Source organism: Microbulbifer agarilyticus, from assembly GCF_001999945.1.
GTDB lineage: Bacteria > Pseudomonadota > Gammaproteobacteria > Pseudomonadales > Cellvibrionaceae > Microbulbifer > Microbulbifer agarilyticus_A.
Window position 1 is genome coordinate 3907120 of record NZ_CP019650.1, and the last position, 26165, is coordinate 3933284.

General features: G+C 59.6%; 18 protein-coding genes. 12 read left to right on the top strand and 6 right to left on the bottom strand.

From position 1 onward, the window contains the following. Window position 1 precedes the first annotated feature (1 nt). Genes bioC through bioB form a run of 3 tightly spaced genes read right to left on the bottom strand, consistent with a single transcriptional unit; the run spans window position 2 to window position 3923 of the window. Window positions 2-1627: a malonyl-ACP O-methyltransferase BioC gene (gene bioC, locus Mag101_RS16175; protein ID WP_077408398.1), complete on the bottom strand. Its 1626-nt coding sequence runs from the start codon at window positions 1625-1627 to the stop codon at window positions 2-4. A gap of 8 nt (window positions 1628-1635) precedes the next feature. Further along, window positions 1636-2841: an 8-amino-7-oxononanoate synthase gene (bioF, locus tag Mag101_RS16180; protein WP_077407411.1), complete on the bottom strand. Its 1206-nt coding sequence runs from the start codon at window positions 2839-2841 to the stop codon at window positions 1636-1638. A 14-nt stretch (window positions 2842-2855) separates the two neighbouring features. Continuing rightward, entirely contained in the window at window positions 2856-3923 is a 1068-nt protein-coding gene (gene bioB, locus Mag101_RS16185; protein WP_077408400.1) for a biotin synthase BioB, read from the bottom strand. 216 nt (window positions 3924-4139) lie between these two features. Between bioB and Mag101_RS16190 the strand changes: the two genes are divergently transcribed. From Mag101_RS16190 to Mag101_RS18265, 3 genes are all read left to right on the top strand, one after another. Beyond that, window positions 4140-4862 (top strand): ComF family protein, encoded by a 723-nt coding sequence (locus tag Mag101_RS16190; RefSeq protein ID WP_077407412.1) that lies wholly within the window; start codon window positions 4140-4142, stop codon window positions 4860-4862. A 207-nt stretch (window positions 4863-5069) separates the two neighbouring features. Further along, window positions 5070-6215 (top strand): beta-ketoacyl-ACP synthase III, encoded by a 1146-nt coding sequence (locus tag Mag101_RS16195; RefSeq protein ID WP_077407413.1) that lies wholly within the window; start codon window positions 5070-5072, stop codon window positions 6213-6215. A gap of 430 nt (window positions 6216-6645) precedes the next feature. After that, on the top strand, window positions 6646-8628 hold the full coding sequence (locus Mag101_RS18265; protein WP_077407415.1) for a S8 family serine peptidase: 1983 nt from the start codon (window positions 6646-6648) through the stop codon (window positions 8626-8628). Window positions 8629-8729: 101 nt separating this feature from the next. Here the strand turns inward: Mag101_RS18265 and Mag101_RS16205 are convergent, their stop codons facing one another. Further along, window positions 8730-9050, bottom strand: coding sequence for an antibiotic biosynthesis monooxygenase family protein (locus Mag101_RS16205; protein ID WP_077407417.1), 321 nt, complete (start codon window positions 9048-9050; stop codon window positions 8730-8732). A gap of 132 nt (window positions 9051-9182) precedes the next feature. On the opposite strand from Mag101_RS16205, the gene Mag101_RS16210 reads away from it, so the two are divergent. The 3 genes from Mag101_RS16210 (at window position 9183) to Mag101_RS16220 (ending at window position 11965) form a co-directional block, all read left to right on the top strand. Beyond that, the gene (locus Mag101_RS16210) at window positions 9183-10169 is read left to right on the top strand and encodes a serine/threonine protein kinase (RefSeq protein ID WP_077407419.1); all 987 of its coding nucleotides are present in this window, start codon (window positions 9183-9185) and stop codon (window positions 10167-10169) included. 41 nt (window positions 10170-10210) lie between these two features. Beyond that, window positions 10211-11041 carry a serine O-acetyltransferase gene (gene cysE, locus Mag101_RS16215; RefSeq protein ID WP_077407421.1) on the top strand — a complete coding sequence of 277 codons (831 nt, stop codon included), beginning with the start codon at window positions 10211-10213 and terminating at the stop codon, window positions 11039-11041. A 63-nt stretch (window positions 11042-11104) separates the two neighbouring features. Continuing rightward, the gene (locus tag Mag101_RS16220; protein WP_077407423.1) at window positions 11105-11965 is read left to right on the top strand and encodes a GNAT family N-acetyltransferase; all 861 of its coding nucleotides are present in this window, start codon (window positions 11105-11107) and stop codon (window positions 11963-11965) included. A 27-nt stretch (window positions 11966-11992) separates the two neighbouring features. Here the strand turns inward: Mag101_RS16220 and epmA are convergent, their stop codons facing one another. After that, complete coding sequence (epmA, locus tag Mag101_RS16225) at window positions 11993-12961, bottom strand: EF-P lysine aminoacylase EpmA (RefSeq protein ID WP_077407425.1); 969 nt, start codon at window positions 12959-12961, stop codon at window positions 11993-11995. 265 nt (window positions 12962-13226) lie between these two features. Continuing rightward, window positions 13227-13799 (bottom strand): elongation factor P, encoded by a 573-nt coding sequence (gene efp / locus Mag101_RS16230; RefSeq protein WP_077407427.1) that lies wholly within the window; start codon window positions 13797-13799, stop codon window positions 13227-13229. 108 nt (window positions 13800-13907) lie between these two features. Between efp and epmB the strand changes: the two genes are divergently transcribed. The 6 genes from epmB to Mag101_RS16260 all read left to right on the top strand — a co-directional run bounded on the left by epmB (window position 13908) and on the right by Mag101_RS16260 (window position 26037). Further along, window positions 13908-14957, top strand: a complete 1050-nt coding sequence (epmB, locus tag Mag101_RS16235; RefSeq protein WP_077408402.1) for an EF-P beta-lysylation protein EpmB — start codon at window positions 13908-13910, stop codon at window positions 14955-14957. A gap of 220 nt (window positions 14958-15177) precedes the next feature. Then, window positions 15178-16986, top strand: coding sequence for a hypothetical protein (locus Mag101_RS16240; protein ID WP_077407429.1), 1809 nt, complete (start codon window positions 15178-15180; stop codon window positions 16984-16986). Window positions 16987-17266: 280 nt separating this feature from the next. Then, complete coding sequence (locus Mag101_RS16245) at window positions 17267-19354, top strand: EAL domain-containing protein (RefSeq protein ID WP_077407431.1); 2088 nt, start codon at window positions 17267-17269, stop codon at window positions 19352-19354. A gap of 231 nt (window positions 19355-19585) precedes the next feature. Next, window positions 19586-21598 carry a M1 family metallopeptidase gene (locus tag Mag101_RS16250; RefSeq protein ID WP_157520453.1) on the top strand — a complete coding sequence of 671 codons (2013 nt, stop codon included), beginning with the start codon at window positions 19586-19588 and terminating at the stop codon, window positions 21596-21598. 243 nt (window positions 21599-21841) lie between these two features. Next, window positions 21842-22921: an efflux RND transporter periplasmic adaptor subunit gene (locus Mag101_RS16255; RefSeq protein ID WP_077407433.1), complete on the top strand. Its 1080-nt coding sequence runs from the start codon at window positions 21842-21844 to the stop codon at window positions 22919-22921. Next, a complete protein-coding gene (locus tag Mag101_RS16260) occupies window positions 22918-26037 on the top strand; it encodes an efflux RND transporter permease subunit (protein WP_077407434.1) in 3120 nt (1039 codons plus the stop codon). Before Mag101_RS16255 ends, Mag101_RS16260 begins: the two co-directional genes overlap by 4 nt. The last annotated feature ends 128 nt before the right edge of the window (window positions 26038-26165 follow it).

Sequence of the window (26165 nt, forward strand, 5' to 3'; positions counted from 1 at the left end):
CTTAACCCGGCGCGAGGGCATCAAGAGTATCGAGGGCTGAAGCGGCAGCGGCTGAATGCGCCAACTGTAAATACAACACTTCATAGGTCGCAGGCAGCCCAACCTCAGTGCGTTCGTTCTCATAGGCTTCGGTTAGCTTGCGCAATTTCGCCCGACTCAGCAGCCCCTTGCCCGCTTCGCGATTCACATTGTGGGCACCAATGCTTTTAAGTTCCCGCATCAGCGATTTCACATCATCAAAATGCAATACACGCTGCTCGACCGCAGTAGTTGTTTGCAGGTGATTGGCAACACAGGCACTGTGCCAGTCACTCTCGGGCAGGAAACGATTCACATGCACCGCGTCATCCACCGCCGCCCAACTGGCTTCCAGCTCACTGAGCGTTCCCGGTAGCAGCGTGGAAATTAATACGTCGCCGGCGGGCGCCAACACCCGGCGTATTTCCGCAAACAACTGCGGCAACCGGTAACACCACTGCAAGGCAAAGCTGGAAAAGACCAGATCGATACAACCATCCGCCAGCGGTAGCTGTTCTGCATCCGCCGCCACATAGGCGTTGCTCACCGGGCGATGCGCGCGGGCAAACTGCAACATCTGCGGAGCGATATCCAGCGCGATAATTTCCGCATCGGGGAAACGTTTGCGCAGCAGTTCACTGCCGTAGCCGGTGCCACTGCCCAGGTCGAGAATTCGTCTTGGTGCGCGGTGCTCCGGGGCGCGGCTAAGCAGCTCGCGACAGACTGCGCGCTGCAGGTGGGCGGCGGCATCATAACTCGCTGCCGCACGGCCAAAAGCCCGCGCCACGGAAGCCTTTTCCAGCGGAGCGGCAGAGTTAGAAGCAGAGCCGAAGGTAGAGTCACCAAGTGAATTACCGACAAAGTCGCGAATGATCTGCGCGACTTGCGCGGGACGGCTCCGATGCGGGCAGTGCCCGGATTGCGGGATCACCTTGCACGATGCACCTAACACTTCCAACGCACTCGCAGCCTGTACAGGTACCAGTGCATCACCTTCGCCAAACAGGTGCAGGGTTGGCACTGCAGGAGCTGCCAACAATACGCGGTTATCCAAGCTACCCAAGCACTCTAGGGCCTGCGACCAGCTTTGTGGAACCGCTGCGGGCACTTCGGCCTTCAGCGTTTTCAGCAAGCCACGCATCTCGGAATCACCGCGCGCCTGCAGGCCGGCAAAACGCTGCATATTTTTTGCCGGCGCCTCACGCTGGGCGCGACAGAAATCCGTGAATACCGTTTCCGGCATAGCCGCCGGCCAGCCATCGCTGGCGACAAAGCGCCCGTTCGCACCGATGGTCACCAGTGCCCGTACTTTGTTACTTCCAACCCGCTTGCTGCGTTCGGCAAGCTGCACTGCGAGCATGCCACCTAGGGACCAGCCCAGTAGCAGGCAATCTTCCGGTAGCTGCGCTTCCAGCTCGGCAAGCAGGGTTTCGGTTTGCGGCCAGGGCTCGTTGATGCGCGTACCAAAGCCCGGCAAATCCACAGTGACAATGGGGCCAGTGCCATTGAAAGTGCCGGCAACGGATTGCCACTGCTCCAACAACGGCTGCCAGCAACGGGAGTCACCGCCCCAACCATGAATCAGCGCCAGACTTTTAATTTTACCCATTGAGCGACTCACGCCGGTGCCTCCACTGCGCATAACGCCGGCACCAGCGCCTGCAACAAGCCATCAATTTGGGCCTCACTATGTGCAGCGGACAGGGTGATGCGCAAACGCGCGGTGCCCGCAGGTACCGTGGGCGGACGAATAGCGCCCACCAGAAAACCCGCTTCCTGTAAACGCTCGGCGACGGCGAGCACGGTTTGCTCACAGCCGAGTAGCACGGGCTGAATGGCGCTGGTGGAGTTTTCCAGTGGCAGCTGCAGCGCCGCGGCGCGCTGGCGGAAATAATCGATGCGCTGCTGCAAGGTCTCGCGCAATGGCTGTTGCTGCATCAGCTCGAGTGCGCGCAGACACCCGGCAGCCACCGCCGGCGGCATGCCGGTGGTGTAAATGTAGGTGCGGGCAAATTGGGTAAGGTATTCGATCAGCGCTCTTGAGCCCGCGACAAAGGCACCGGCATTGCCCGCCGCTTTACCGAGGGTACCCATAAGGATCGGCGCACTGTGCTGATCCAGCCCGGCGACGGCCGCACTGCCGGCGCTGGGGTTCTCAGCGCTTCCCGTCACACCAAAGCCGTGGGCTTCATCCACCATCAACCAGGTGTCGTAACGCTGACAAAGTTCGGCCATCTGCGCGAGCGGTGCGGAGTCGCCGTCCATGCTGTACACGCCATCCACGGCGAGCAGGATTTTTCCGCTGTTTTTTTCCCGCGCACGGCGCAGCTGAACTTCCAACGCTTCCAGGTCATTGTGGGCAAAGCGCAGGTACTGGGCACCAGAGATACGCCCGCCATCAATCAGCGAGGCGTGATTGAGTTTGTCCTGTACAACAAAATCGCCGCGGCCAACCAGCGCATTGATGACACCAACGTTGGCCATATAGCCACTGCCGAACAGCAGCGCGGCTTCGCGGCCGGTGACTTCGGCAATCTTGTTTTGCAGTTGCTGGTGGATATCGAAGTGGCCATTGACCAGATGCGAGGCCGTGGCCCCGGCACCCAGCGCGGCGCCGTGCTGCTGCGCGGCAATCACATCGGGATGGGTGGCGAGACCGAGATAATCATTACTGCTGAAGGTAACCAGGGTACGGCCATCCACCTCGGCCACAGGGCCCGGCGCAGCCGCGAGAACTTTGTGCTTGCGGTACAGCTGCTGCGCCCGGCGTTCCGCCAGGCGCGCATCGAGAAAGTCCTGCAGGCTATTTACAACAGCGGTCACAGCAATAACTGAACTTACGCCTTGGCGGCGTCGTAGAAGAAGGGGTCGGATTCCTGTTCGGAAATTTTTGCCTGCAGCTCGGCTTCCACTGCGGACTCATCCTCGTACTGCTGGTATTCCTCTGGCTTAATGCCCAGGCGCTTGAACAATTGCATGTCCTCGTTCGCTTCCGGGTTGCCAGTGGTCAGCAGTTTTTCGCCGTAGAAAATCGAGTTGGCGCCGGCGAGGAAGGCGAGGGACTGCATCTCGTCGTTCATCGATTCGCGACCGGCGGACAGGCGCACATGGGATTTCGGCATCATGATGCGCGCCACTGCGATACAACGGATAAATTCGAACGGATCCAGGTCTTTGTTGTTTTCCAGCGGAGTGCCGGCAACTTTTACCAGCATATTGATGGGCACCGACTCGGGGTGCTCAGACAGGTTGGCCAGCTGCATCAGCAGGCCGGCGCGGTCTTTTTCCTCTTCACCGAGGCCAATGATACCGCCGGCGCACACCTTCATACCCGCCGCACGCACATTCGCCAGAGTATTCAGGCGGTCTTCATAGGTGCGCGTGGTAATGATGTCGCCGTAGTATTCCGGCGAGGTGTCCAGATTGTGGTTGTAATAATCTAGGCCCGCGTCCGCCAGGCCCTTGGCCTGCTCGTCGCTCAGCATACCCAGAGTCATGCAGGTTTCCATGCCCAGGGCCTTCACTTCCTGCACCATCTGGGTGACGTAGGGCATGTCCTTGTTTTTCGGTGAGCGCCACGCAGCGCCCATGCAGAAGCGGGTCGCACCACTGGCCTTGGCTGCACGCGCCTCTTCCAGCACCTTCTCCACCTTCATCAGCTTTTCGCGCTCCAGGCCGGTATCGTAACGGGCGCTTTGCGGGCAGTAAGTGCAATCTTCCGGGCAGGCACCGGTTTTGATCGAACACAGCGTGCTCACCTGAACCCGGTTGGCGTCGAAGTGCTGGCGGTGCACCATTTGTGCAGTAAACAGCAGATCATTGAAAGGCAACGCGAACAGGTCGAGCACCTGCCGGCGGCTCCAGTCATGACGAATTTCGCCGTAGGTGGACGAAGCGGAAGACATTTGCGGGTTGGCGGTCACTGGGATTACTCTCCTCAGACGACGAGACTCAAAGGGGTTTCGCCGTCGATCGGCTGCGGGACAGGGCCCCGAGCCGCGTTGTTCTTGGTTTTTGCAGGTAAATCGTGCGCGAAAGGCTGTCAGTGTAGCGGTGGCCTTATCGCTGTCAACCAAGAGAACCGATTCCGGTTTACAAGTCTGCAGTCAGGGAGGATTGCGGTGCCGCTATTGCGATTACTGGGTCAGGTACTCACCCGGCCGCTGGATAAACACTTTGCCTGTTGCCTGCTGTGTGGCTCCGGCAGCGAGGTGCAGGCCGGAGTCTGCGCATCGTGCCAGTGCGATCTGCCTTCTCTGGGCCACGCCTGTATAGGCTGTGCGCTGCCGCTGGCAGCAACACAGGACAGTCATTGCGCCGCCTGTATTCAACGCCCACCACCCCAGGCCAGCAGCGTCGCCTGCTGGTCCTATGCCTACCCTGTCGCGCAGCTGGTGCAGCGCTTCAAGTACCAGCGGGACTTTGCCGCCGGGCGCACGCTCGCTGAGCTGGCGGCACAGGAACTCCACCCGCAAGTACAGCAAGCGTCACCTCCCGACATACTGGTGCCGGTTCCCATGCACTGGCGCAAGCAATTATTCGGCCGGGGCTACAACCAGGCGCAGCTAATCGCCGACATCTTCGGCGACTACTGGCGTATACCAGTGGCCGCTGGTGCATTGCGCAAAATAGCCGCCAGCGATAGCCAGCAAACACTTTCACGCGCCCAGCGACGCAAGAATCTCGCCCACAGTTTTGACGCTGGAGCGCAGGTAAAAGACCTGCACGTGGGCCTGGTCGATGATGTCATCACCACCGGTGCCACGCAGGAGGCGGCGGCCCAATCACTCCTTGCAGCTGGCGCATCGCGAGTCAGTGTTTACGCCCTGGCCAGAACCCCCTGACAGTCAGCCAATATCCCCCAATGACCCGTTAGACTCTCGCACCCATTCATAGACCAATGTGACTCTAGGCGCCAAAATAGTCGCCCTTTTCGCCGCCGCTGCGCAAAAATCCACCGGCTGCTAACGTTATAACTAGAGCGCGCTCGTTATTGCCCCTCACTAGCTGGGCCGGCGGGTGCGATGCACAGGATGATGGGACCCAGAAACATGAGTGAATTCCAACTGCCTCGCGGCATCGTGATCAGCGGTACCGGTCTGTGGACACCGCCTGAGGCCATCAGCAACGAAGAGCTGGTGGAGGCGCTGAATGCCCACGCGGAAAAATTTAATCGCGAACATGCCGATGCCATCGAATCTGGCCAGGTAAAAGCCAAGTCTTTCTCTTCCGCCGAGTTCATCGAGAAAGCATCCGGTATCAAGAACCGCTATGTGATCAGCAAAGAGGGCATCCTCGATCCGAACCGTATGCGCCCATACCTGCCAGAGCGCGCCGATGACGAGCTGTGCCTGCAGGCGGAGATGGGTTTGAACGCGGCCAAGCTGGCACTGGAAAAAGCCAACAAGAAACCGGAAGACATTGATGCGGTGATTGTGGGTGCGTCTTATATGCAACGCGCCTATCCGGCGATTGCCATTGAAATCCAATCTGCACTGGGTATCGACGGCTTTGCCTTCGATATGGAAGTGGCCTGCTCTTCCGCCACCTTCGCCCTGCAGCGCGCGGTGGATGCAATCTGTTCCGGCTCGGCCAAATCCGTACTGGTAATTAACCCGGAGTTGGCGTCACCGCAGATCGATTTTTCCGATCGCGACAGCCACTTTATTTTTGGCGATGTGGCGGTGGCCACCGTGGTGGAACGCAAGGAAAGCTGCAATACCGACAGCGCCTGGGAAATTCTCGGCACCAAAGCCAAAACTGTTTTCTCCAACAATATTCGCTCGAACTTCAGCTACACCGCGCGCGCCGCGGATGTGGATCCGTTTGGCGAGGGCAAGCTGTTCCGCCAGAACGGACGCAAGGTATTCAAGGAAGTTTGCCCAATGGCGGCCGCGCACCTGGAAAGTCAGGTGCAGGAGCTGGGTTTCGAACCCAATGAAGTCAACCGCTGGTGGCTGCACCAGGCGAACATCAACATGAACCTGTTGATTGCGAAAAAACTAATGGGTAATGACGCCTCCCCCGAGCGCGCACCCATCGTTTTGGATCAATACGCGAATACCGGCTGTGCGGGTTCTATCATCGCGTTCAATTTACATAACGACGATCTGCCGCTGGGCAGCAAAGGGGTGATCTGCTCCTTCGGTGCCGGCTACTCCATCGGCAGCCTGGCGCTGGAAAAAATTGCCGTTTAATTTTTACCGCGCCGCGTAATGTGACGTTAGTCCAACCTCTCTGGAATTAATTTCCGGAGAGGCTTGGAGCCCCTCCCTCGCTGCCCTTCTCCCCACCTTGTTCGATTTTTTCAACGCACTCTTGTTGTGCACTCGCGCCGTTGTTGGCACGTATTTACAGCAAAAATGCATATTTCACGAAATTACATTTTTTGGCGTGAAATTCGTGCAATTCACGTGATCAAGGTCTGGCACTCACGAACCAAGTTTCGCTTACAGTCATACACAGGCGTTTAAGCAACGCCGAACTTGCGGCTTTCCAATGCGCGCTGCCTCACCGGCTACTCGCTCTGGCGCAATCTCTTGCTGGGAAGAAGCCCTGCCAACAGCAGTCCGCTGCGACTCAGCACACCACCCAATCATAGATCCTTATACCGGGAGAAAAATAAGAATGAAATCCATTCTGAAGGGGTATTCTTTCGCCGCGATTTCGGCAATCACTACGCTGGGACTTCTCGGCAACCACTCACAGGCTGTTGCGCAGGTTTCTGCCGATGCAGACTTTTCCAATGTTCCGCAACGCCTGATCGTTCGCTACAAAGACACCCAAGCACGCAACGGGCTGTCACAAGCAAACACCCTATCTAACCGCGGCGGCGTGAAGATGGGGCACCTGCGCAAAATGGCACTGGCAGACCGCCAGGTATTTCGACTTGAGAAACGCATGGCCCCGGGCCAACTGAAAAAGCTGCGGGCAACACTAGAAGCGGACCCCAATGTAATCTCCGTCGAGGAAGATGCATTTATGGTGCCGCAGTACACGCCGAACGACACTTTCTACAACGTACAGTGGCACTATTTTGAAGCCACTGGCGGTATCAACCTGCCCGCCGCGTGGGACAAGCAAACCGGCGCGGGTGTGACCGTAGCAGTACTCGATACAGGCTACGTGTACCACTCGGACCTCGATGCGAACATTCTCCCCGGCTACGACTTTATCGATGACACCTTCGTATCCAACGATGGCGACGGTCGCGATGCAGACCCTTCAGACCCCGGTGATGCAGTAGCACGCAACGAGTGTGGTCTTTTTAACCCACCGCAAGACCAGACTAGTAGCTGGCACGGCACCCATGTGGCCGGTACCGTGGCCGCAGTTACCGATAACAACAAAGGCGTTGCCGGCGTTGCCTTCGATGCGAAAGTGGTCCCGGTACGTGTACTGGGCAAATGTGGTGGTTACCTGTCCGATATTGCGGACGGTATCGTGTGGGCTTCCGGTGGTAACGTTTCGGGCGTACCGGTTAACTCCAATCCGGCGCAGGTTATCAACATGAGTCTGGGCGGTAGCGGCGCCTGCGATTCCACATACCAGAGTGCGATTAACACAGCTGTCGCCAACGGTTCGACGGTAATCGTCAGTGCGGGTAACAGCGACGCCGACGCGTCCGGTTACCGTCCCGCCAGCTGCGACAACGTAATTTCCGTGGCCGCGACCGAGCGCTTTGGTGCTCGTGCCTATTACTCTAACTTCGGCGCAACCGTAGATGTGAGCGCTCCGGGTGGTGACGTCGCCTACGATGCAACGCACGGTGTCGCCTCTACCCTGAATGACGGCACAGCCGGCCCCGGCGCCGAAAGCTATGTGTACTACCAGGGCACTTCCATGGCTGCTCCCCATGTAGCGGGTGTTGCCGCGTTGATGTACGCGGCCAATGGCGGCGTTACCCCGGCTCAGGTTGAAAGCGCACTCAAATCGACCGCGCGTGCATTACCCGGCGCCTGCTCTGGCGGATGTGGTGCGGGAATTATTGATGCGAGCGCAGCGATTGATGCGGTCGGTGGCGGTGGCACCCCCACCAATCAGGCACCGAACGCGAGCTTTACCTTTAACGCTTCAGACCTGTTCGTGACCTTCACCGATGGCAGTAGCGATAGCGATGGCAGTGTTGTCAGCCACAGCTGGGACTTCGGTGACGGCGGCAGCTCAACCGATGCCAACCCGAGCTACAGCTACGGTGCTGCTGGCACTTACTCTGTCACCCTGACCGTGACCGACGACGATGGCGCTAGCGATAGCAGCACGCAATCAGTCACCGTCAGCGATGGCAGCGGCGGCCCGAGCAGCGATGGCTTTACCGAAAGCAATGTGAGCCTCGCTTCACGTGCGTGGGAGTACTACACCATTGACGTGCCCGCCGGCGCGACCAGCCTTGAGGTATCCACCTCTGGTGGCAGCGGCAACGTCAACCTGTACGTTCGCCTCGGCGCAAACCCGAGCAATGGGCAGTACGACTGTCGCGATACCGGTGGCGGCAACAATGAGTCCTGCACCATCGCCAACCCGGCGGCTGGCACCTGGCATATCGGCCTCAAGGCTACCCGCAACGGAGCTAGCGGCGTGACCTTGGATGCTTACTGGTACAGCAACTAAGGTGCGCTAACGCACCGCGCGGATTTCCTCAATTCGCAAGCAATAAGGGCGCCCTGTTTACAGGGTGCCCTTTTTTCTACCCGATAAAACACGGCTGCCGACTACGCTTTTGCTTGCGGCGGCGTTACCACCCACTCCGCTTCCTCGTAAGAGCCGAGCACCCGAATCTCGACAAAGGGCGCAGCACTGCGAATAATGTTGTCGATCTCCGGGTTGTGTTTTTCTTGCATCGCATCGCGCTGCGCTTTGGAATCCCAATGTGCAATAGCGATCAATTTGTCCGGCTCATCAATCTTGCGATGCAGTTCGGTTCCACGTGCGCCCGGGGCCCGCTGGATAAGCTCGGATGCACGCACCCAGGCATCGGCGTACTGCTCCGCGTGGGAGCCCGGTTTTATCTGCACCTCAAAGATGTATTTCATCGCTATCTCCTGTCGATTTCCCTACGTCCATGGACACCCGTGAATATCCACGAACGGTTGGTGCGCTAGTCCATCCGCGTTAGCATAGCGCCCCCATTTGATCCGAGCCCAACCGTGCTCAGCGGAGCCCCCATGACCGAATCGTCACACCCCTACGACGCGCTTACCCCCGACCGGGTAATCGACTGCGTGGAGAGCGTGGGCCTGCTGTCTGACGCGCGCATTTTCCCACTCAACAGTTATGAGAACCGCGTTTATCAGGTAGGGATCGACGAGGCGCAGCCGTTAATCGCCAAGTTCTACCGCCCTGGGCGCTGGAGCGACGAGCAGATCCTGGAGGAACACGCATTCTCGCTGGAGCTGGCGGCGGCGGAGATTCCGGTGGTGGCACCGCTGGAATTTGACGGTACAACGCTGCTGGAAGCCCACGGGTTTCGCTTCGCACTGTTTCCGCGCCGCGGTGGTCACCAGATTGAGCTGGATAATTTTGACCACCTGGAACAGGTGGGCACCATGCTCGGGCGGATTCACGCCATTGGTGCGGCGCGCCCCTTCGCGCACCGCCCGCAGTTGAGTCTGCAGCGCTTCGCCCTCGACAGCCGCGAAACCATTCTCGCCGGGGACTTCCTCCCGTCAGAGAATGTAGAGGCCTACGCCACCACCACCGCCCACCTCATCGAACAGATTGCGCCGAAATTTGAGCAGGAATGGTCCACTCTGCGCCTGCACGGCGACTGCCACAGCGGCAACTTCCTGTGGCGGGACGATACCCCGTGGTTTGTGGATCTAGACGACTGCCTGCAGGGTCCGGCGATCCAGGATATCTGGATGCTGATTTCCGGTGACCGCGCGGAGGCAACCGCCTATCTGGATACCGTGGTCGAAGGCTACGAAACCTTCTACCCTTTTGATCCGGCTCAGTTGCAGCTGGTGGAACCGCTGCGCTGCCTGCGTCAGATGCATCATGCCGCCTGGCTGGCACGGCGCTGGGAAGACCCGGCATTTCCCAAGGCATTCCCGTGGTTCAATACGCCCCGCTACTGGGCGGAACATATTCTGGCCCTGCGCGAACAGCTTTTCGCCTTACAGGAGCCCCCCCTCACGCTTGGCGCCATATAAACAGGGCGTAAATCGTGGAGAGAAAAAAGGAGCTGTATCCGATGGAAAACGTAAAACCCAGCACTGACCAGGTCGACCAACTGGACCCGATCTGGGACGCTATTCGCCGTGATGTCGCGGTGCAGGTCGAACGGGAGCCGATCCTGGCGAGCTTCCTGCACGCCACCATTTTGAATCACGCCACGCTCGAGTCCGCCCTCAGTTTTCACCTGGCCAACAAGCTCGACAGCCCGGTGGCACAGGCCCTGCTGATTCGGGAAGTAATCGATGAAGCGCTGACTGCGGACCCGAGCATCGGTGCCGCCGCACGCGCGGACCTGGCCGCCATCGAACAGCGCGACAGCGCTTGCCACTCACTGTACGAACCCTTCCTGTTTTTTAAGGGATATCACGCCCTGCAGGCGTGGCGCGTGGCCCATTGGCTGTGGCAACAGCAGCGGCGCTCACTGTCCCTGTTTATCCAGCACCGTATCTCGGTGGTGTTCGGTGTGGATATCCATCCCGCGGCCGAACTGGGGCAGGGCATCCTGCTCGACCACGCCACCGGCATCGTCATCGGCGAAACCGCGGTGGTGGAAGACAATGTGTCGATTATGCAATCGGTAACCCTCGGCGGTACCGGTAAGGAAAGTGGCGACCGCCACCCGAAAGTGCGCTGCGGCGTGCTGATTGGTGCCGGCAGCAAGATTCTCGGCAATATCGAGATTGGCGCCTGCTCACAGATCGCCTCCGGCAGTGTGGTACTGAAGCCCGTACCAGAGAAATCTCTGGTAGCCGGGGTACCCGCCAAAGTGATTGGCACAGCAAGCTGCGACCAGCCCGCCATCAGCATGAATCAAACGGCAATATCGCAGGTGGATCAATTGCGCTGATTCTGCTGTCACAGGTTGCACACATTCATTCCAGCCGGGCACCGGCAAGACTATCCTGTAACCATGAAATACAGTCTCAGCGCTAAAAACCTCGTTTGCCGCAACCTGGAAACCAAAGCCGGGTACTTTGCCGGGCTCGCCAACCCCAATCAGACCAAAGAAATTACCGGCCTGCTGCGCACAGACAGCGGGCTCCTTTCTTCTCACTTCAACCAGGTCGTCAGTAACTCGGTGGTACAGCCGCGCATTTTGCAGCGCTTTGTCGTCGATTACTTTGCCGAGCGCCACAGCCCCTTTTCCCTGTGGCACTGTGCAAGCAAGCCTCTGGATGACATCGCGCTGGGGGAACTGCACCTGCTTCGCCAGCCGCCTTTAATTGCCATGGCTGCGGAGGTCAAACAACTGGCCCCGAACGACAAACCCGATGACAAGCTGAAGATTAAAAATGTCACACGCGCAGAGGACGTCATCGCCTATGGCGACCTGATTGCAGCAGCACAGAGCTGCAACCTAGAAGCCGCGCAAATTAAAAAATTTTACAATCACCTGTCCGAATTACCGGAGCACAAATACAGCCGCTTAAAGATGCATATAGGCGAGTACGAAGGAGAAGCCGTTGCCACCGGCTGCCTGTTTTCTTCCGCCGATGCGCTCGGTTTCTACGACCTGTGGACATTACCCGAGTACCGCGAACACGGAGTCGGCAGTGCCATGTTCCAGCAAATGGTTCGGGAAGTATTAAATAGCCATCACAAGCATGCAGTGGCCTTGGTAGGAGAGGACCAGCAGGACTTATGGCTGGATACCGGCTTTTACGCAGTGGGCGAAGTCACCAGCTACGAATTCACACCCGAGCGCGGAGCCAGCAGCATCCATCAAGATGCGCCCAATGACGATGCGAGTGACGATCGCGAAAGCGCGTGAAGGTTCTTAACGTCTGATCGCGACCAATCACGCGCGCTCAATTGGAAACGCAATCACCTCATCGATGCGCTCTGCCTCGCAGGCCAGCATCAATAACCGGTCCACCCCCAGCGCCACCCCCGCGCAGGTCGGCATGCCAGCGGCCAGCGCCTCGACCAGGCGCTCCTCATACGGATTTACCGGCTTGCCATGCTCTGCGCGGTATTTCTGATCCGCTTCAAAGCGGCGCTGCTGCTCCGCGGCATCGATCAACTCCCAGTACCCATTGGCCAGTTCCATCCCCGCCACATAGGCTTCAAACCGACGCGCCACCGGCGCACCCAGTTCGTCGTGCTCCACCCGCGCCAACGCCGCCTGGCTCGCAGGAAAATCGTAAACCAGCGTAATACCACGCTCACCTGACGAATCCATATTCGGCTCGATATGGTGGCTCATCAATAAGTCCAGACACTCATCGCGATCCGCCGGCTCAAACGACAACTCCAGCACCCGCGCCACAACCGCCTTCAACTCCTCCAGCGACGCCCGGTGCGGGTCGATATCGAGAAACTTCAAAAATAGCGCGCGATAGCTGTAGGAACAGACTCGGGAAATGTTCAGCACCCAAGACAGAAACTCACCCACCTCGATCATCAACCGATGATCGTCCCAGCCCACCCGGTACCACTCCAGCATGGTGAATTCCGGATTGTGGCGGCCACCGGCCTCGCCATTGCGAAACGCCTTGCCCAGGTAATAACAATCCCCCATTCCCGCCGCCAGCAAACGCTTCAGGCCAAATTCTGGACTGGTCGCCAGGAACGCCGGCACACCGCTGCAGTCCGCCGTAATTGAATCGATATGCGGATCGCTGGTGGCGCGACGGGACAGGATCGGCACCTCCATCTCCAGCACCTGACGCTCGCTGAAGAAGCGGCGGATATCCGCGAGCAGGGTGGCGCGGCGGCGGAGGTTATCGAGTGGGGCAGAGGGCTGCCAGAGGTAAATATCGGACATGAGATTGAGGATACTTTAGATTGAATTCAGTCTAGCCGGGCAACCGGAATTATCTGCGGGCGAAGGCAGAGTAGTGAGCAGAAGTTTTTAGGATCGTCGCAAACAGGATGTTTGCGCCGAAGCGCCCAGGGATGGGTTCACAGCGGTCCTAAAAACTTCTGGTCACTGCTTTGCCGCCACAAGTCCAAAGACCCGCGTACAGGCCAAAAGCAAAAAGGGCGAATACCAGAGTATTCGCCCTTCGGAATCGCTGAGCAAAGGAGGATTAGTCTTCCTTCGCACGACCCAGGTATTCCGCGGTACGGGTATCGACCTTGATGGTCTCACCGATCTCCAGGAACAGAGGTACCTTCACCACGGCACCGGTAGACAGGGTCGCTGGCTTGGTGCCGCCCTGCGCGGTGTCGCCACGTACACCCGGATCGGTGTCGGTGATTTCCAGAATCACGTGGTTTGGCGGAGTGACTGCCAGCGGAGAACCGTTGTACAGAGTGACCACACAGATGTCCTGCTCCTTCAGCCACTTCGCCGCGTCACCAACCGCCTTCGCGTCCGCCTGATGCTGCTCAAAGGTCTCCGGCTCCATGAAATGGAAGAACTCACCATCGTTGTAGAGGTATTCCATGTCGCGGTCCATCACGTCCGCACCTTCCAGGCTCTCACCGGAACGGAAAGTACGCTCCCACACGCGACCGGTCTTCAGGTTGCGCAGCTTCACGCGGTTGAAGGCCTGCCCCTTACCGGGCTTCACGAACTCATTGTCCACAATGGAACAGGGGTCGCCGTCCAGCATTACCTTCAGGCCGCCTTTGAATTCGTTAGTGGAATAATTAGCCATGAGCTCCTCGAAATATCAGCATTACGCCGTCAAATTGATTAAACTTCGCGCGCCCCATCCGGGGCAAACCAGCAGCCAATGGCCACCGCGCCAAAAAAACAGCCCGCTATGATACAGCACCGCCAGCCCGCACGTGAAATCAGCAGTATTGAAATCGCCGCCTCCGGCGAGGAAATCCTGCGCCCACGCCGCTGGCAGGAAGAAATGAGCGATCTGGTGCGTGACCCACAGGAACTGCTCGAACTGCTGCAACTGGATGCTGAGCAGCTACCCCAATTGAGCGCCGCCGCGAGCACCTTCGAACTGCGCGTACCGCGCCCGTTCCTCAGCCGCATCCGCCCCGGTGACCCCGAAGACCCACTGCTGTTGCAAGTATTGCCCACCGCAGCGGAACTGCAGCCCAGCCCCGGCTACAACGATGACCCACTGGAGGAAGCCAACGCCAACCCGGTGCCCGGTGTCGTGCATAAATACAAGGGCCGCCTCCTGTTAATTGCCGCCAGCCAGTGCGCCGTCAATTGCCGCTACTGCTTCCGCCGCGCCTTCCCCTACAGTGACAACCATCTGAACCGCCAGCAGTGGCAGCAGGCGCTGGACTATATCCGCGCACAACAGGACCTGCGCGAAGTGATTTTAAGCGGCGGTGACCCCCTGGTAATGAGCGACCGCCAGCTGGCCTGGCTAGCGGACCAGCTGCAGCAGATCCCGCAACTCGACAAGCTACGCATCCACACCCGCTTGCCCATCGTCGCACCATCCCGTGTCAACGACGAACTACTGAGCTGGTTTACCAACAGCCGCTTGCAGCCCGTACTCGTGCTGCACTGCAATCACGCCAACGAAATTGATGAGGAAGTCGCTGCGGCCCTCGGCCGCCTGCGCGCCGCCGGCGTTACCCTGCTCAACCAGGCCGTGCTACTGAAAAACGTCAACGACAGCGCCGACACGCTGGCCGAGCTATCCGAAAAACTGTTCGCCAACGGCGTGCTGCCCTATTACCTGCACCAGCTGGATCACGTGCAGGGTGCCGCACACTTCGAGGTGACAGACACCCACGCGCGAGCACTGGTGGAAAGTGTGCGCCAGCGACTGCCAGGTTACCTGGTTCCACGACTGGTACGAGAGATTCCCGCGGAAAAATCCAAAACGCCGGTGTGAATTGCGCTTGCCGGTAAGCGCTCCGCGCTGGCGTACCCATTGAGCCGCTACACACCACCCGCACGCACACCCCGCAAAAGAGCTAATAGGCGACCAGTTTGCCGTCTGCTCGACGATTTCTGGCGCTACAAGCATCTTTTTGGACATCTATTTCTTCTGACACATTTGTGCAAATTTCGCGGCCTCGTATACTGCAAGCACGCAATTCTCGGTTATCGCCATGCAGGACGCAGCAGATACAGAAGTCGGGCAGGATGTCCGTCGCGGAAATAATACCGCTCATAACGCCCACGCCGATTTTCCCTCGCCACAAACCACCTCGGCAGGGCCGTCGACATCCCCACTCAGGGACCTTTCCCAGCTCACCTGTGGATGCCGAAATCATCGCCAGCTGAAACAATGGCTGCGCGACTTTCTCAGCCATAACCCGCTGGATGAAAAAGCCCAACGCAACGCCGGCGCCCTGCGCAGCCTGCTCGCGGAAATTGCCCGCTGGGACGCACCGGTGCGCCTGCGTCTGGCAAGCCTGGAAGTGCTGCGCCCGGCCATCGTTCAGCACTGCGGCACCCTCGCGCTCGCGCCACTGGCGAATTTCAGCCACGCTCAGGGCGGTCAAAACCAGCGGCAGCGTCGCGAACAACTCACCGCGGTCATCCTCTACCAGCACCTGGCGCAAGCCTATGCCAGTGTGAGTGCCCAGCTTCTGGAGCAGACCCACACGCTGTTTTTCCGCCGCCGGCTTGCCCGCGCGCTGCATCGCGGATGCGATAGCTATCGCCGGCTGATACAAATCTGCAACCTCGCCTACCAGGCCCCACCAAAGGGCAGCTGGTCGCGCTTGCAGCAACTGGTGCAAACCGCGCGCGAGCACGGTTTAGAACAACGCCGGGTAGTGGACCCGCTGGCGACGGGTGCAGCAGATGTACCGCTGCTTGCCACTCGTCGACTCAACCGTTGGGAAAAGCTGACGCAGCCCTATCTGCAAACCGCGCTGTTTGCCAGCGCCAATCCGCTACAGCTGACCCTGGATGAACAGCTGCAGCTGTGGCTGTGCTGCGGCCACTGGGCCGGCAAAGCGGCACTGCTGGAACGCGCAGACAAGTCCGCGCAAACCCTGCTGTGCAGCCTGAACCTGGACCAGCCACCGATTCCCGCAGTGCGCCTGCGCCGCAGCGCGGTGGACCTGAAGCATTTCTCCTCGCCACTAGGCTGGCCCGTATACCTGACTGGCCCACTGCGACTACTGCAAAAACGGTTGCGACGTCCCGGTGCCCTGTCGGTGGATATGCTGGAGCGGGTGCAGGCCATCTGGGCAGGCGCCAAGAGCCGCGGCGAACAACGCACGCCGGCGGAAATGCGCTGTCAGGTAACGATTGGCATTAGTGCCATCGCCTACCACCTCAAGCGGGACGGCGATGAAGGCCCGGAGCTGGCGGCAAGTTTTAATGCAAGAAATTCGGCTGACCTGGTTATGGAAGTGGACTCCATCGACTTCAACACCGGTCACGCACTCAAGGATTATGAAGTGGCCAGGCCACTGCCCACCGCGCCCTCGGTATCGCACCGCTCCAGCGAAGGTGCGCGCACTGCCCAAAAACGCTACTCGCCAACACCCGCCACACTGCTCAACACCAGCGACAACGGCGCGGGCCTACGCTTGCCGGCAGACGTGCAGGGGCGCCTGCACAGCGGCAATTTAATCGCGCTCAAAGTCGGCGAGCAGTGGGAAGTGGGGCTAGTGCGCTGGCAGTTCGGCCTACCCGACCAGTGTCGCGTAGGGCTGGAGCTACTCGGCGGCCATACCAGCTCGGTGCGCGTGCGCCGTCATACCAAGGACGGGCGACGCACAGACGCCATGGCCGGTCTGCTCAATGGCGTCGCGGGGCAGCCGCCCGAGCTGCTGCTACCCACGCCCCTGTTCCAGCAGGGCGATACCATCGACATCGTCGCCGCCGGCCAATCCCACACGGTAACCCTGCGCCAGCAGAGCCTGAATACCGGCAGCATCGCCATCTTTGCCTTTTCCTGACGACTCCTCCGGGTACCGGAGCGGTGCCCGAGCATCCCTGCGGCGCAATTCTCGCCCACGATTGCGAACATTTTCCCCTGATACAGTGATAACGTGGAACCATATCCCATAGTGCCGACTGCGCACTTGTTCGCGGTATTTATAACAACCTAAACTAACGGGTTCGCGGTACTGGACCGCCCCAACAGGGTGCGGGCATCGGCAGGGAAGCGGTCGATCTGAAACCGATCAGAATGAACAATTAAAAATAACCGCCGCGACGCAGTACAACAGGAACACAATGAGCAGCGACAACACCATCCGCCTTCTTCTTATTCACGACGTCCCGGCCGAGGCCCAGCGACTGGTGAGCATGCTGCAGAATGCGGGCCGTCCGAACCGCGCCAAGCACGTTGCCAGCGAAGCGGCACTGACCAAGCTCCTGCAGGAACACACCTGGGATCTGCTGATTGCCGCAGAGCAGGGCAAACAGCTGGAAGCCGCGACCGCCATCCGCACCATCAGCAAACTGCAGAAGGACGTCCCCGCGATCTTACTCACCGAGCGCGAAGGCTCACAGCCGGTGGTGGAAGGCCTGAAGGCCGGGGCCCGCGATGTGATTACCATCGACGAAGATCAGCATCTGCTGCTGACCATCCAGCGCGAACTCACCGCGCTGGAGGAGCGTCGCCAGGCGCGTCAGCACCAGCGCCGCTACCACGCCACGCTCAACCGCGCCAAAGAGCTGCTGGACAGTTCCAAGGACGCCATCGCCTACATTTCCGACGGTCTCATCGTCTACGCCAATGAGTCTTTCGCCGAGCGCTTCGGCTATCAGGACCGCGACGATGTGGAATACCAGCCGCTGATCGATATGCTCACTGAAGGCGAGCAACCGGACGCGCGCGAATTCCTACGCAGCTGTGCCATCAACAACAATGAGGTGGAAGCCCAGGAGTGGCAGTTCACCGCGCGCACCGCCAATGGCACACCGCTCGCCACCAAGGCCGAAGTACTGTCGACGGTGTACGACGAGGAGCGTTGCCTGCAGGTGCGCATCGCCGCCAGCACGGGCAACACCGAAGAGCTCGAAGCCCAGCTCAGCGAAGCCAAGAACCGCGACTCCGCCACTGGCCTGTACAACCGCCAGCGCTTTGTGCAGCTGCTCGACAGCGCCATTCAGTCTGCGTCGGGTTCCCAGCGCACCGGCGGCCTCATGTTTATCGAGATCGACCGCTTCGAAGAATCCGTACAGCAGGTGGTGGGTGTCGCCGGCGCCGACCAGGTGCACAAAAAGTTTGCCGAACTTCTGCAGAGCAGCGTGCGCCGCGGTGACGTTGTGGCGCGCTATGGTGAGGAAAGTTACTGCCTGCTGGTACCGGAAACCACGCCCGACAGCGCCGAGTCACGCTCGAAAGAGTTGCTGCAAAAAGTGGCGGACACCATTTTCGAGGCCGCCGGTAAAACCGTGCACATCACCGCCTCCATCGGTATCTCCCTGCTGAGTGAAACCTCCGGCAATGCAGACAAGGTGCTGGAACAGGCCTCCAAGGCCCACGACCAGGCCCTGGCCAGAGACAACGGCAACGGTTTTGCCCTGTTTGAACCCGACAGCGAACAACAGGGTGGCGACGCCGATACTTATCTGCGCGCGCGGGTTGCACAGGCGCTGGAAGCGGGCAACTTCAAGCTGCTGTATCAGCCGATCCTCAGCCTGCAGGGCAGTGGTGAAAAGCTCTACGAGGTGCTGGTGCGTCTCGTAGACGGCAAGGAAGAACTCGCCCCCATGGCCTTCCTGGAAACACTCGGTGACGCAGGCCTGTCCTGCAAGATGGATCGCTGGGTAATTCTCAACGCGATGAAAACCGTCGCGGCAAAAAACAGTCAGGGCGATGCCGCATCCATTCTTATTCACCTGACCGCTGCGTCCCTCAAGGACAGCAGCCTGCCGGCCTGGCTGGGTGTGGCCTTCAAGGCATCCAAGGTGTCGCCTAGCACCGTGACCTTCCAGCTGCGCGCCGAGGACATCAGCAGCAACCTGCATGCCGCGCGGGACTTTGCCAAGCAAGTTCAGGACCTGGGTTGTCGCGTTGCCGTGTGCCGCTTTGGCACTGGCCTCAGCCCATTCAAGGCGCTGGAACACGTAAAGGTGGACCTGGCCAAGATCGATGCCTCTTTCGTGCGCGAAGTGCAGGATCAGGGCGAAGACAGCGAGACACTGGTCAAACTGGTCAGCCAGCTGAAAGAGATCGACATCAAGGTCATCGTCCCGCACATCGAACAGGCGAGCATGCTGCCGACCTTATGGCAGTCTAGTACCGACTACATCCAGGGCTACTATGTTCAGCCGCCCGCGGACGAAATGGACTTCGATTTCAGCCTCGACTAATCCCTCCCAACACGATCCGGGCGTCGCCTTTGCACAGTGGCTGAAGAGTGACGCCCGGGGTTCGGCGCGGCTCACTGCCAGCCCCTAACTGGGGCAAAACCTCCATATTCGGTCTAATCTAGGACCAAAACAGAAATCCAATTTCCCCGCCAAGCGGGTGATTGGGTATTCTGTCCCGCAAAGTATTCACCCAATTCTCACTCAAGAACTACAACAATCACGGAGCCCAACATGCTGCCCCAATTGTTTCACACCAGTCTCGGCCGCCTGATCGGTGCCGGACTGCTTACCGCCAGCCTGGTTACACTCAGTGCGTGCGGAAAACCCGCGGACACCGACGCGGCCAAGCAAGAAGCTGCCGCTGGCGAGGAGAGCGCCAGCGACATTCCAGAAAGCGCCACCAAATACACCCCGGAAGACCTGGAAAAATCCGCGCCGATGGCGCAGAAAGCGGGCCCCGAATCCGGCGTCGACTATCACTCCTTCGCCAATACCAACGACTACCTGATCAAGCATGTGGGTCTGGATCTCACCGCAGACTTTGACAACAAAGTACTGAAGGGCGAAGCGATCCTGGATATCCAGCGCCTCACCCGGAAGAACCCGGCGCTGATTCTCGATACCCGCGATCTCGACATAACCAATGTGCGTGCGGGCGTGGGCAACAGCCTGCAGGACGTGAAGTTCAGCCTCGGCAAAACCGACCCCAACCTGGGCACCCCACTGAAGATCAACCTGCCCAAGGGCGCTAGTCGGGTCGCGATCCAGTACCAGACCTCTCCGGGCGCGTCCGGTGTGCAATGGCTGGAGCCACAACAAACCGCCGGCAAGAAACACCCCTTCCTGTTTACCCAAGCACAGGCGATCCACGCGCGCAGCTTTATTCCGCTGCAGGATTCTCCCAAGGTGCGCGTGACCTACAAGGCCACCATCCGCACACCGGAAGAACTGCTGGCGGTGATGAGTGCCAACAACGACCCGGAGACGGAAAAAGACGGCGTTTACGAATTTGAAATGCCGCAACCAATCCCGTCTTACCTGATTGCCCTCGCGATCGGTAACCTAGAGTTCAAGCCCATGGGCGAGCGCACTGGCGTCTACGCCGAGCCGGAACTGCTGGACGCGGCGGCCGCCGAGTTCGAAGACACCGAAGATATGCTCGAGGTCACCGAGAAAAATTACGGGCCTTACCGCTGGGACCGCTACGACCTGCTGATCCTGCCCCCGAGCTTCCCGTTTGGCGGTATGGAAAACCCCCGCTTGAGCTTTATTACCCCCACGGTCATCGCCGGCGACAAGAGCCTGGTGGCACTGATCGCCCACGAACTGGCGCACTCTTGGTCCGGCAACCTGATTACCAACGCCAGCTGGCGCGACCTGTGGCTGAATGAAGGTTTCACCACCTACCTCACCAACCGCATCATGCAATTTGTGTACGGTGACGAGCGCTATCAGATGGAAATGGCCCTGGGTTACGACGACCTGAAGGCCGATCTGGATGACCGCGAAGATAAAGACGAGATCATGGCCATCGACCTACGTGGTCGCGATCCCGATGAAGTTTTTTCCAATATCCCTTACGAGAAGGGCTCCCTGTTCCTGTACGAACTGGAACAAAAAATCGGTCGAGCGAATTTCGACCAATTTCTGATGGATTACTTCAATCACTTCGCCTTCCAGAGCATCACCACCGAAGACTTCGTGAAGTATCTGGACGAAACGCTGTTAAAGCAGTACCCGGACAAGCTCGACCGCGCGCGTATCCAGCAGTGGATTTTCGAACCCGGTATTCCGGAAGGTGCACCGCAGCCGACCTCCGATGCGTTTACCAAGCTGGACCCGATACGCCAGCAGTGGCTGAACGGCGAGATCAAGGCGAGCGATATCGATACCGATGGCTGGACCTTCCACCAGTGGAAATATTTCCTCGATGGCATGCCGGAGAAACTGAGTGAAGACCAACTGGCCGAGCTGGACAGTACATTTGATCTCACCCAGTCGAAAAACAACGAAATCGCATTCAGCTGGTTGATGATTGCGGTGCGCAATCAGTACAAGCCCGCCGAGCCACGCCTGGAAGATTTCCTGGTGACCATCGGTCGCAACAAGTTCCTGCGTCCGCTGTACCGCAACATGATGGTGCACGGCCAGAGCGATAGCGCCAAGCGGATTTTTGAAAAAGCCAAACCCGGTTACCACCCGCTCACCGTCAAGGTAAACAGCAAAATTATCTACGGCGATTGAGCCGTCCTGCCACACTCCGTGTCGGATAATCCCGCGCAGTAAAACGTTCGTCGATTTACCGCCCGCCGCCTGCTCGGCGGGAGGTAAATTTTTGTAAACTCCCCTCTCTTTGTGATCTCCGCCGGTTACTCTGGCGTAATTGTTGCTGCGGCAACCGCTATGATCCAACGCAAGATTTCCACTCGGCGGAGGTTTTCGACCAATCGCCGACCATAACCACAAATACAGATCGCCCCACACAACATGAAATCCATTGGTGTATTCAATTTAAGCGCCCTGCAGCCGGCCTGTGCCAGGCTCGCCCTCGTTGCCACATTACTTCTGCCGAGCGCCGCCCTGGCGCAACCGGGCAAGGCACCGGTACCCGTGCGTGCAGCGCCGGTCGAGCTGGAACAGATCTCCAACCCGGTGGAAGCCCTCGGCACCGCCAAGGCGTGGGAGTTTGTCTCCATTCGCGCGGGGGTCACGGAACATATCAGCCGCGTCAATTTTGAGAGCGGCCAGCGGGTGAAGGCCGGCGATGTGCTGGTGGAACTGAGCCACGGCGAGGAAAAAGCGGAGCTGGCGCGGGCCCGCGCCACCTTGGAACGCTACGAGCGCGATGCCAAACGCCTGCGCGGCCTGGTGACCAAAAACCTCACCACCCGCGAACAACTGGAGGCCGCAGAGACGCAGGTGGCGGAAACCCGCGCGCTGGTAGATGGCCTGCAGGCACGCATCGACGATCGCATCATCCGCGCCCCGTTTGACGGCCAGCTGGGCCTGCGCAATATCAGCGTCGGCAGCCTGGTTACCCCGACCACCGAAATCACCACCATTCAGGACAGCGCGCGCCTGAAGCTGGACTTCACCGTACCCGAGCGCCAGCTGTCCGCGATCAGCGGCGGTATGGCCATTGAAGCGGCAAGCCAGGCCTATCCAAATCGCGTGTTCAATGGCGAAGTGATGATCGTTGAGGCGCGTGTAGACCCGCAGACCCGCGCGTTTACCGTACGCGGCCGTCTCGACAATCGCGACGGGGAGCTCAAGCCCGGCATGCTGTTGCGCGTCCGGGTTGTCGCCAACCCGCGTCGGGCACTGACGATTCCGGAAGCCGCGCTGGTACCGCTGGCCGGTGAACAGTCCGTGTACGTGGTGAAGAAAACCGAAGGCGGGCATATGGTGCAGCGCCGCGAGGTACAGATCGGTCAGCGCTATGAAGGCAAGGTAGAGGTGCTCACCGGACTGTCCCAGGGCGATCAGGTAGTTACGCGTGGCACCCTGCATATTCGCGACGGTCAGCCCGTTGCCGTGGAAGTTGAGAACGGGGCCCACAAGCAATGATCATCAGTGATACGGCGGTCAAACGCCCGGTTTTTGCACTGGTACTGTCGCTGCTACTGGTGGTGTTCGGCCTGATCAGCTTCGACCGCCTGGCGCTGCGCGAGTACCCGGATATCGACCCGCCGATTGTCTCCATCGACACCAACTATCCCGGTGCCTCCGCGGAGATTGTCGAGACCCGCATCACCCGCCTGATCGAGGACCGCATCGCCGGTATTGAGGGCATCAAGACGGTCACCTCGTCCAGTAGCGACGGGCGCTCGCGCATTTCCATCGAGTTCAATATCAACCGCGACGTGGATGGCGCCACCAACGATGTCCGCGACCGCGTCTCCGGGGTGCTGAATAACCTGCCGGTGGAAGCGGATCCGCCCGAGATCGAAAAGGTCGACAGCAGCGACGACGTGGTGATCTGGCTGAACCTGACCTCCGACCGCATGACCGTGCCGGAACTGACCGATTACGCCAACCGCTACCTGGTGGACCGCTTCTCGGTACTCGACGGCGTGGCGCGGGTTCGGGTTGGTGGCGCCAAGGACTTCGCCATGCGTATCTGGCTGGACCGCGGCGCAATGACCGCGCACAACGTCACCAGCGCGGATATCGAACAGGCGCTGCGTGCGGAAAACCGCGAGTTGCCCGCGGGCTATCTCGAGTCCAGCGATCGCCAGTTCACCCTGCGCCTGCAGCGCCAGTTCCAGAGTGCCGAAGACTTTGCCCGCCTCGCCATCACCACCGGTGACAGCGGACACGTGGTGCGCCTGGGCGATGTCGCGCGGGTCGAACTGGGTTCCGCGGAAGACCGCTCTACCTTCCGCGGCAATGGCGAGCCCATGGTGGGCATTGGTATTACCCGCCAGTCCACCGGCAACATCGTCGCCGTGGCAGAAGCGGCCAAGGCGGAGATGGTTGAGGTCAACCAATCCCTGCCGGACGGCATGCGCCTCAGCCAGAGTTACGACGCGTCGGTTTTCGTATCCGAGGCGATCAAGGAGGTGTACACCACCCTGGCCATCGCGGTAATTCTGGTAACCATGGTGATCTACCTGTTCCTGGGTAACTGGCGCGCCACCCTGGTGCCGGCGGTGACCGTACCGGTATCCCTGATCGCCACCTCGATCCTGCTGTATGCCTTCGGTTTCAGTATCAATCTGCTCACTCTGTTGGCGCTGGTGCTGGCCATCGGCCTGGTGGTGGACGACGCCATCGTGGTACTGGAAAACATTTTCCGACGCATGGATGAATACGGCGAGCCGCCATTGCTGGCCGCCTATCGCGGTGCGCGTGAGGTGGGCTTTGCGGTGGTGGCCACCACCTTAGTGCTGGTGGCGGTATTCGTACCCATTACCTTCCTCGAAGGGGATATCGGCCGACTGTTTTCGGAGTTTGCGCTGACCATGTCGGCGGCGGTGATCTTCTCTTCCATCACCGCACTCACCCTGTCGCCGATGCTCGCCGCCAAACTGATCCGCCCCAGCGATTCCCACAATGCGGCCACCCGTTTTATGGACAAAGCGCTGACCCGCGTGCAGCACCGCTATAGCCGCGGGCTGGATGTGTTACTGCGCAAGCACTGGATTGCCGGTGTGGTGTTTGTCGGGGTAATGGCGTTCGCCGCGCTGGCGTTTCGTCTGATTCCCACCGAGTACGCCCCGCGGGAAGATCGCGGTTCCTTCTTCCTGCTGGTCAACGGCCCCGAGGGCGCCAGTTACCAGTACATGCAGGAATACATGGATACCATTGAAGAGCGCCTGATGCCGCTGGTGGACAAGGGTTACGTCAACCGCCTGCTGGTGCGCTCACCGCGTTCCTTCGGCACTTCGGCCACCTTCAATACCGGCATGGTGATCTTCACCCTGGCGCCCTGGGGTGAACGCCCCTCCGCGTTCGAGCTGATGAACCAGGTGCGCGCGGCGGTGAAAGACTTGAGCGGCGTGCGCGCCTTCCCGGTAATGCGCCAGAGTTTCGGCGGCGGCCTCGGCAAGCCGGTGCAGTTTGTACTGGGCGGCAGCAGCTACGGCCAGCTCACCGAGTGGCGCGACCAGCTGAACCAAGCGCTGGCGGAATCCAACCCGGGGCTGCTCGGTGTCGACTGGGACTACAAGGAAACCCAGCCACAGCTGCGCATCAATGTCGATTACGAACGCGCCGCAGACTTGGGAGTGCAAGTGAGCGATGTGGGCACCACTCTGCAGACCATGTTCGGCTCCCTGCGCGCCACCACGTTTATCAACAATGGCGAGGAGTACGACGTCATTCTTGAGGGCGAGCGGGAGCTGCAACGCACCCCGGACAGTCTCGAGAACCTTTACGTGCGCTCCAAAACCAGCGGCGCCCTGATTCCGCTGCAAAGCCTGGTGGAAGTCAGTGAGTACGCGGATTCACCGCAGCTGCAACGCTACAACCGGGTGCGCGCAATCACCCTGGATGCCAACCTGACCGATGGCCTGGTACTGGGAGAGGCGCTGGCCTACCTGAACCAGCTGGTGGCTGACAATCTGGAAGGCACCCCGGTGATTGACTACAAGGGGCAGTCCAAGAACTTCCAGGATTCCGGTAACACCATTCTGTTCGCGATCCTGCTCGGCGCGCTGGTGGTATTCCTGGTGCTCGCCGCCCAGTTCGAAAGCTTTGTGCACCCGCTGGTGATCATGTTCACGGTACCACTGGCCATGGCCGGTGCCCTGCTGGGCCTGCTGCTGACCAATCAATCGTTGAACATCTACAGCCAGGTGGGATTGATCATGCTGGTGGGGCTTGCCGCCAAAAACGGCATTCTGATCGTGGAATTTGCAAACCAGTTGCGCGATCGCGGCGTAGAGTTTGGCCAGGCACTGCGCCAGGCTGCGGAAACCCGCCTGCGTCCGATCCTGATGACCGGCATCACCACCGCAGCGGGCTCGCTGCCGCTGCTGCTGTCATCCGGTGCGGGTTCCGAGACCCGCGCGGTGATCGGCACCGTAGTGTTATTCGGGGTACTCGCGGCCACACTGTTCACTATTTACATCGTGCCCACGGCCTACGATGTACTCGCTCGCCGCACCGCTTCTCCGGGGCAGGTGGCGCGTAAAATTGGTGAGCTGGACGCGGAGTATCCGGCGCAAAAACCGGATTGAGTGGCGGCTAATTCTGCGCCGGGCTATCTAAGCTGGCGCAGATCTCTTAACCTCTGCCAGTCTTTTGTGAGACGACCGCAACTTTTTTCGCGTTGAGGTCGTCTAACTCGCACTATTGGAAAGAAACA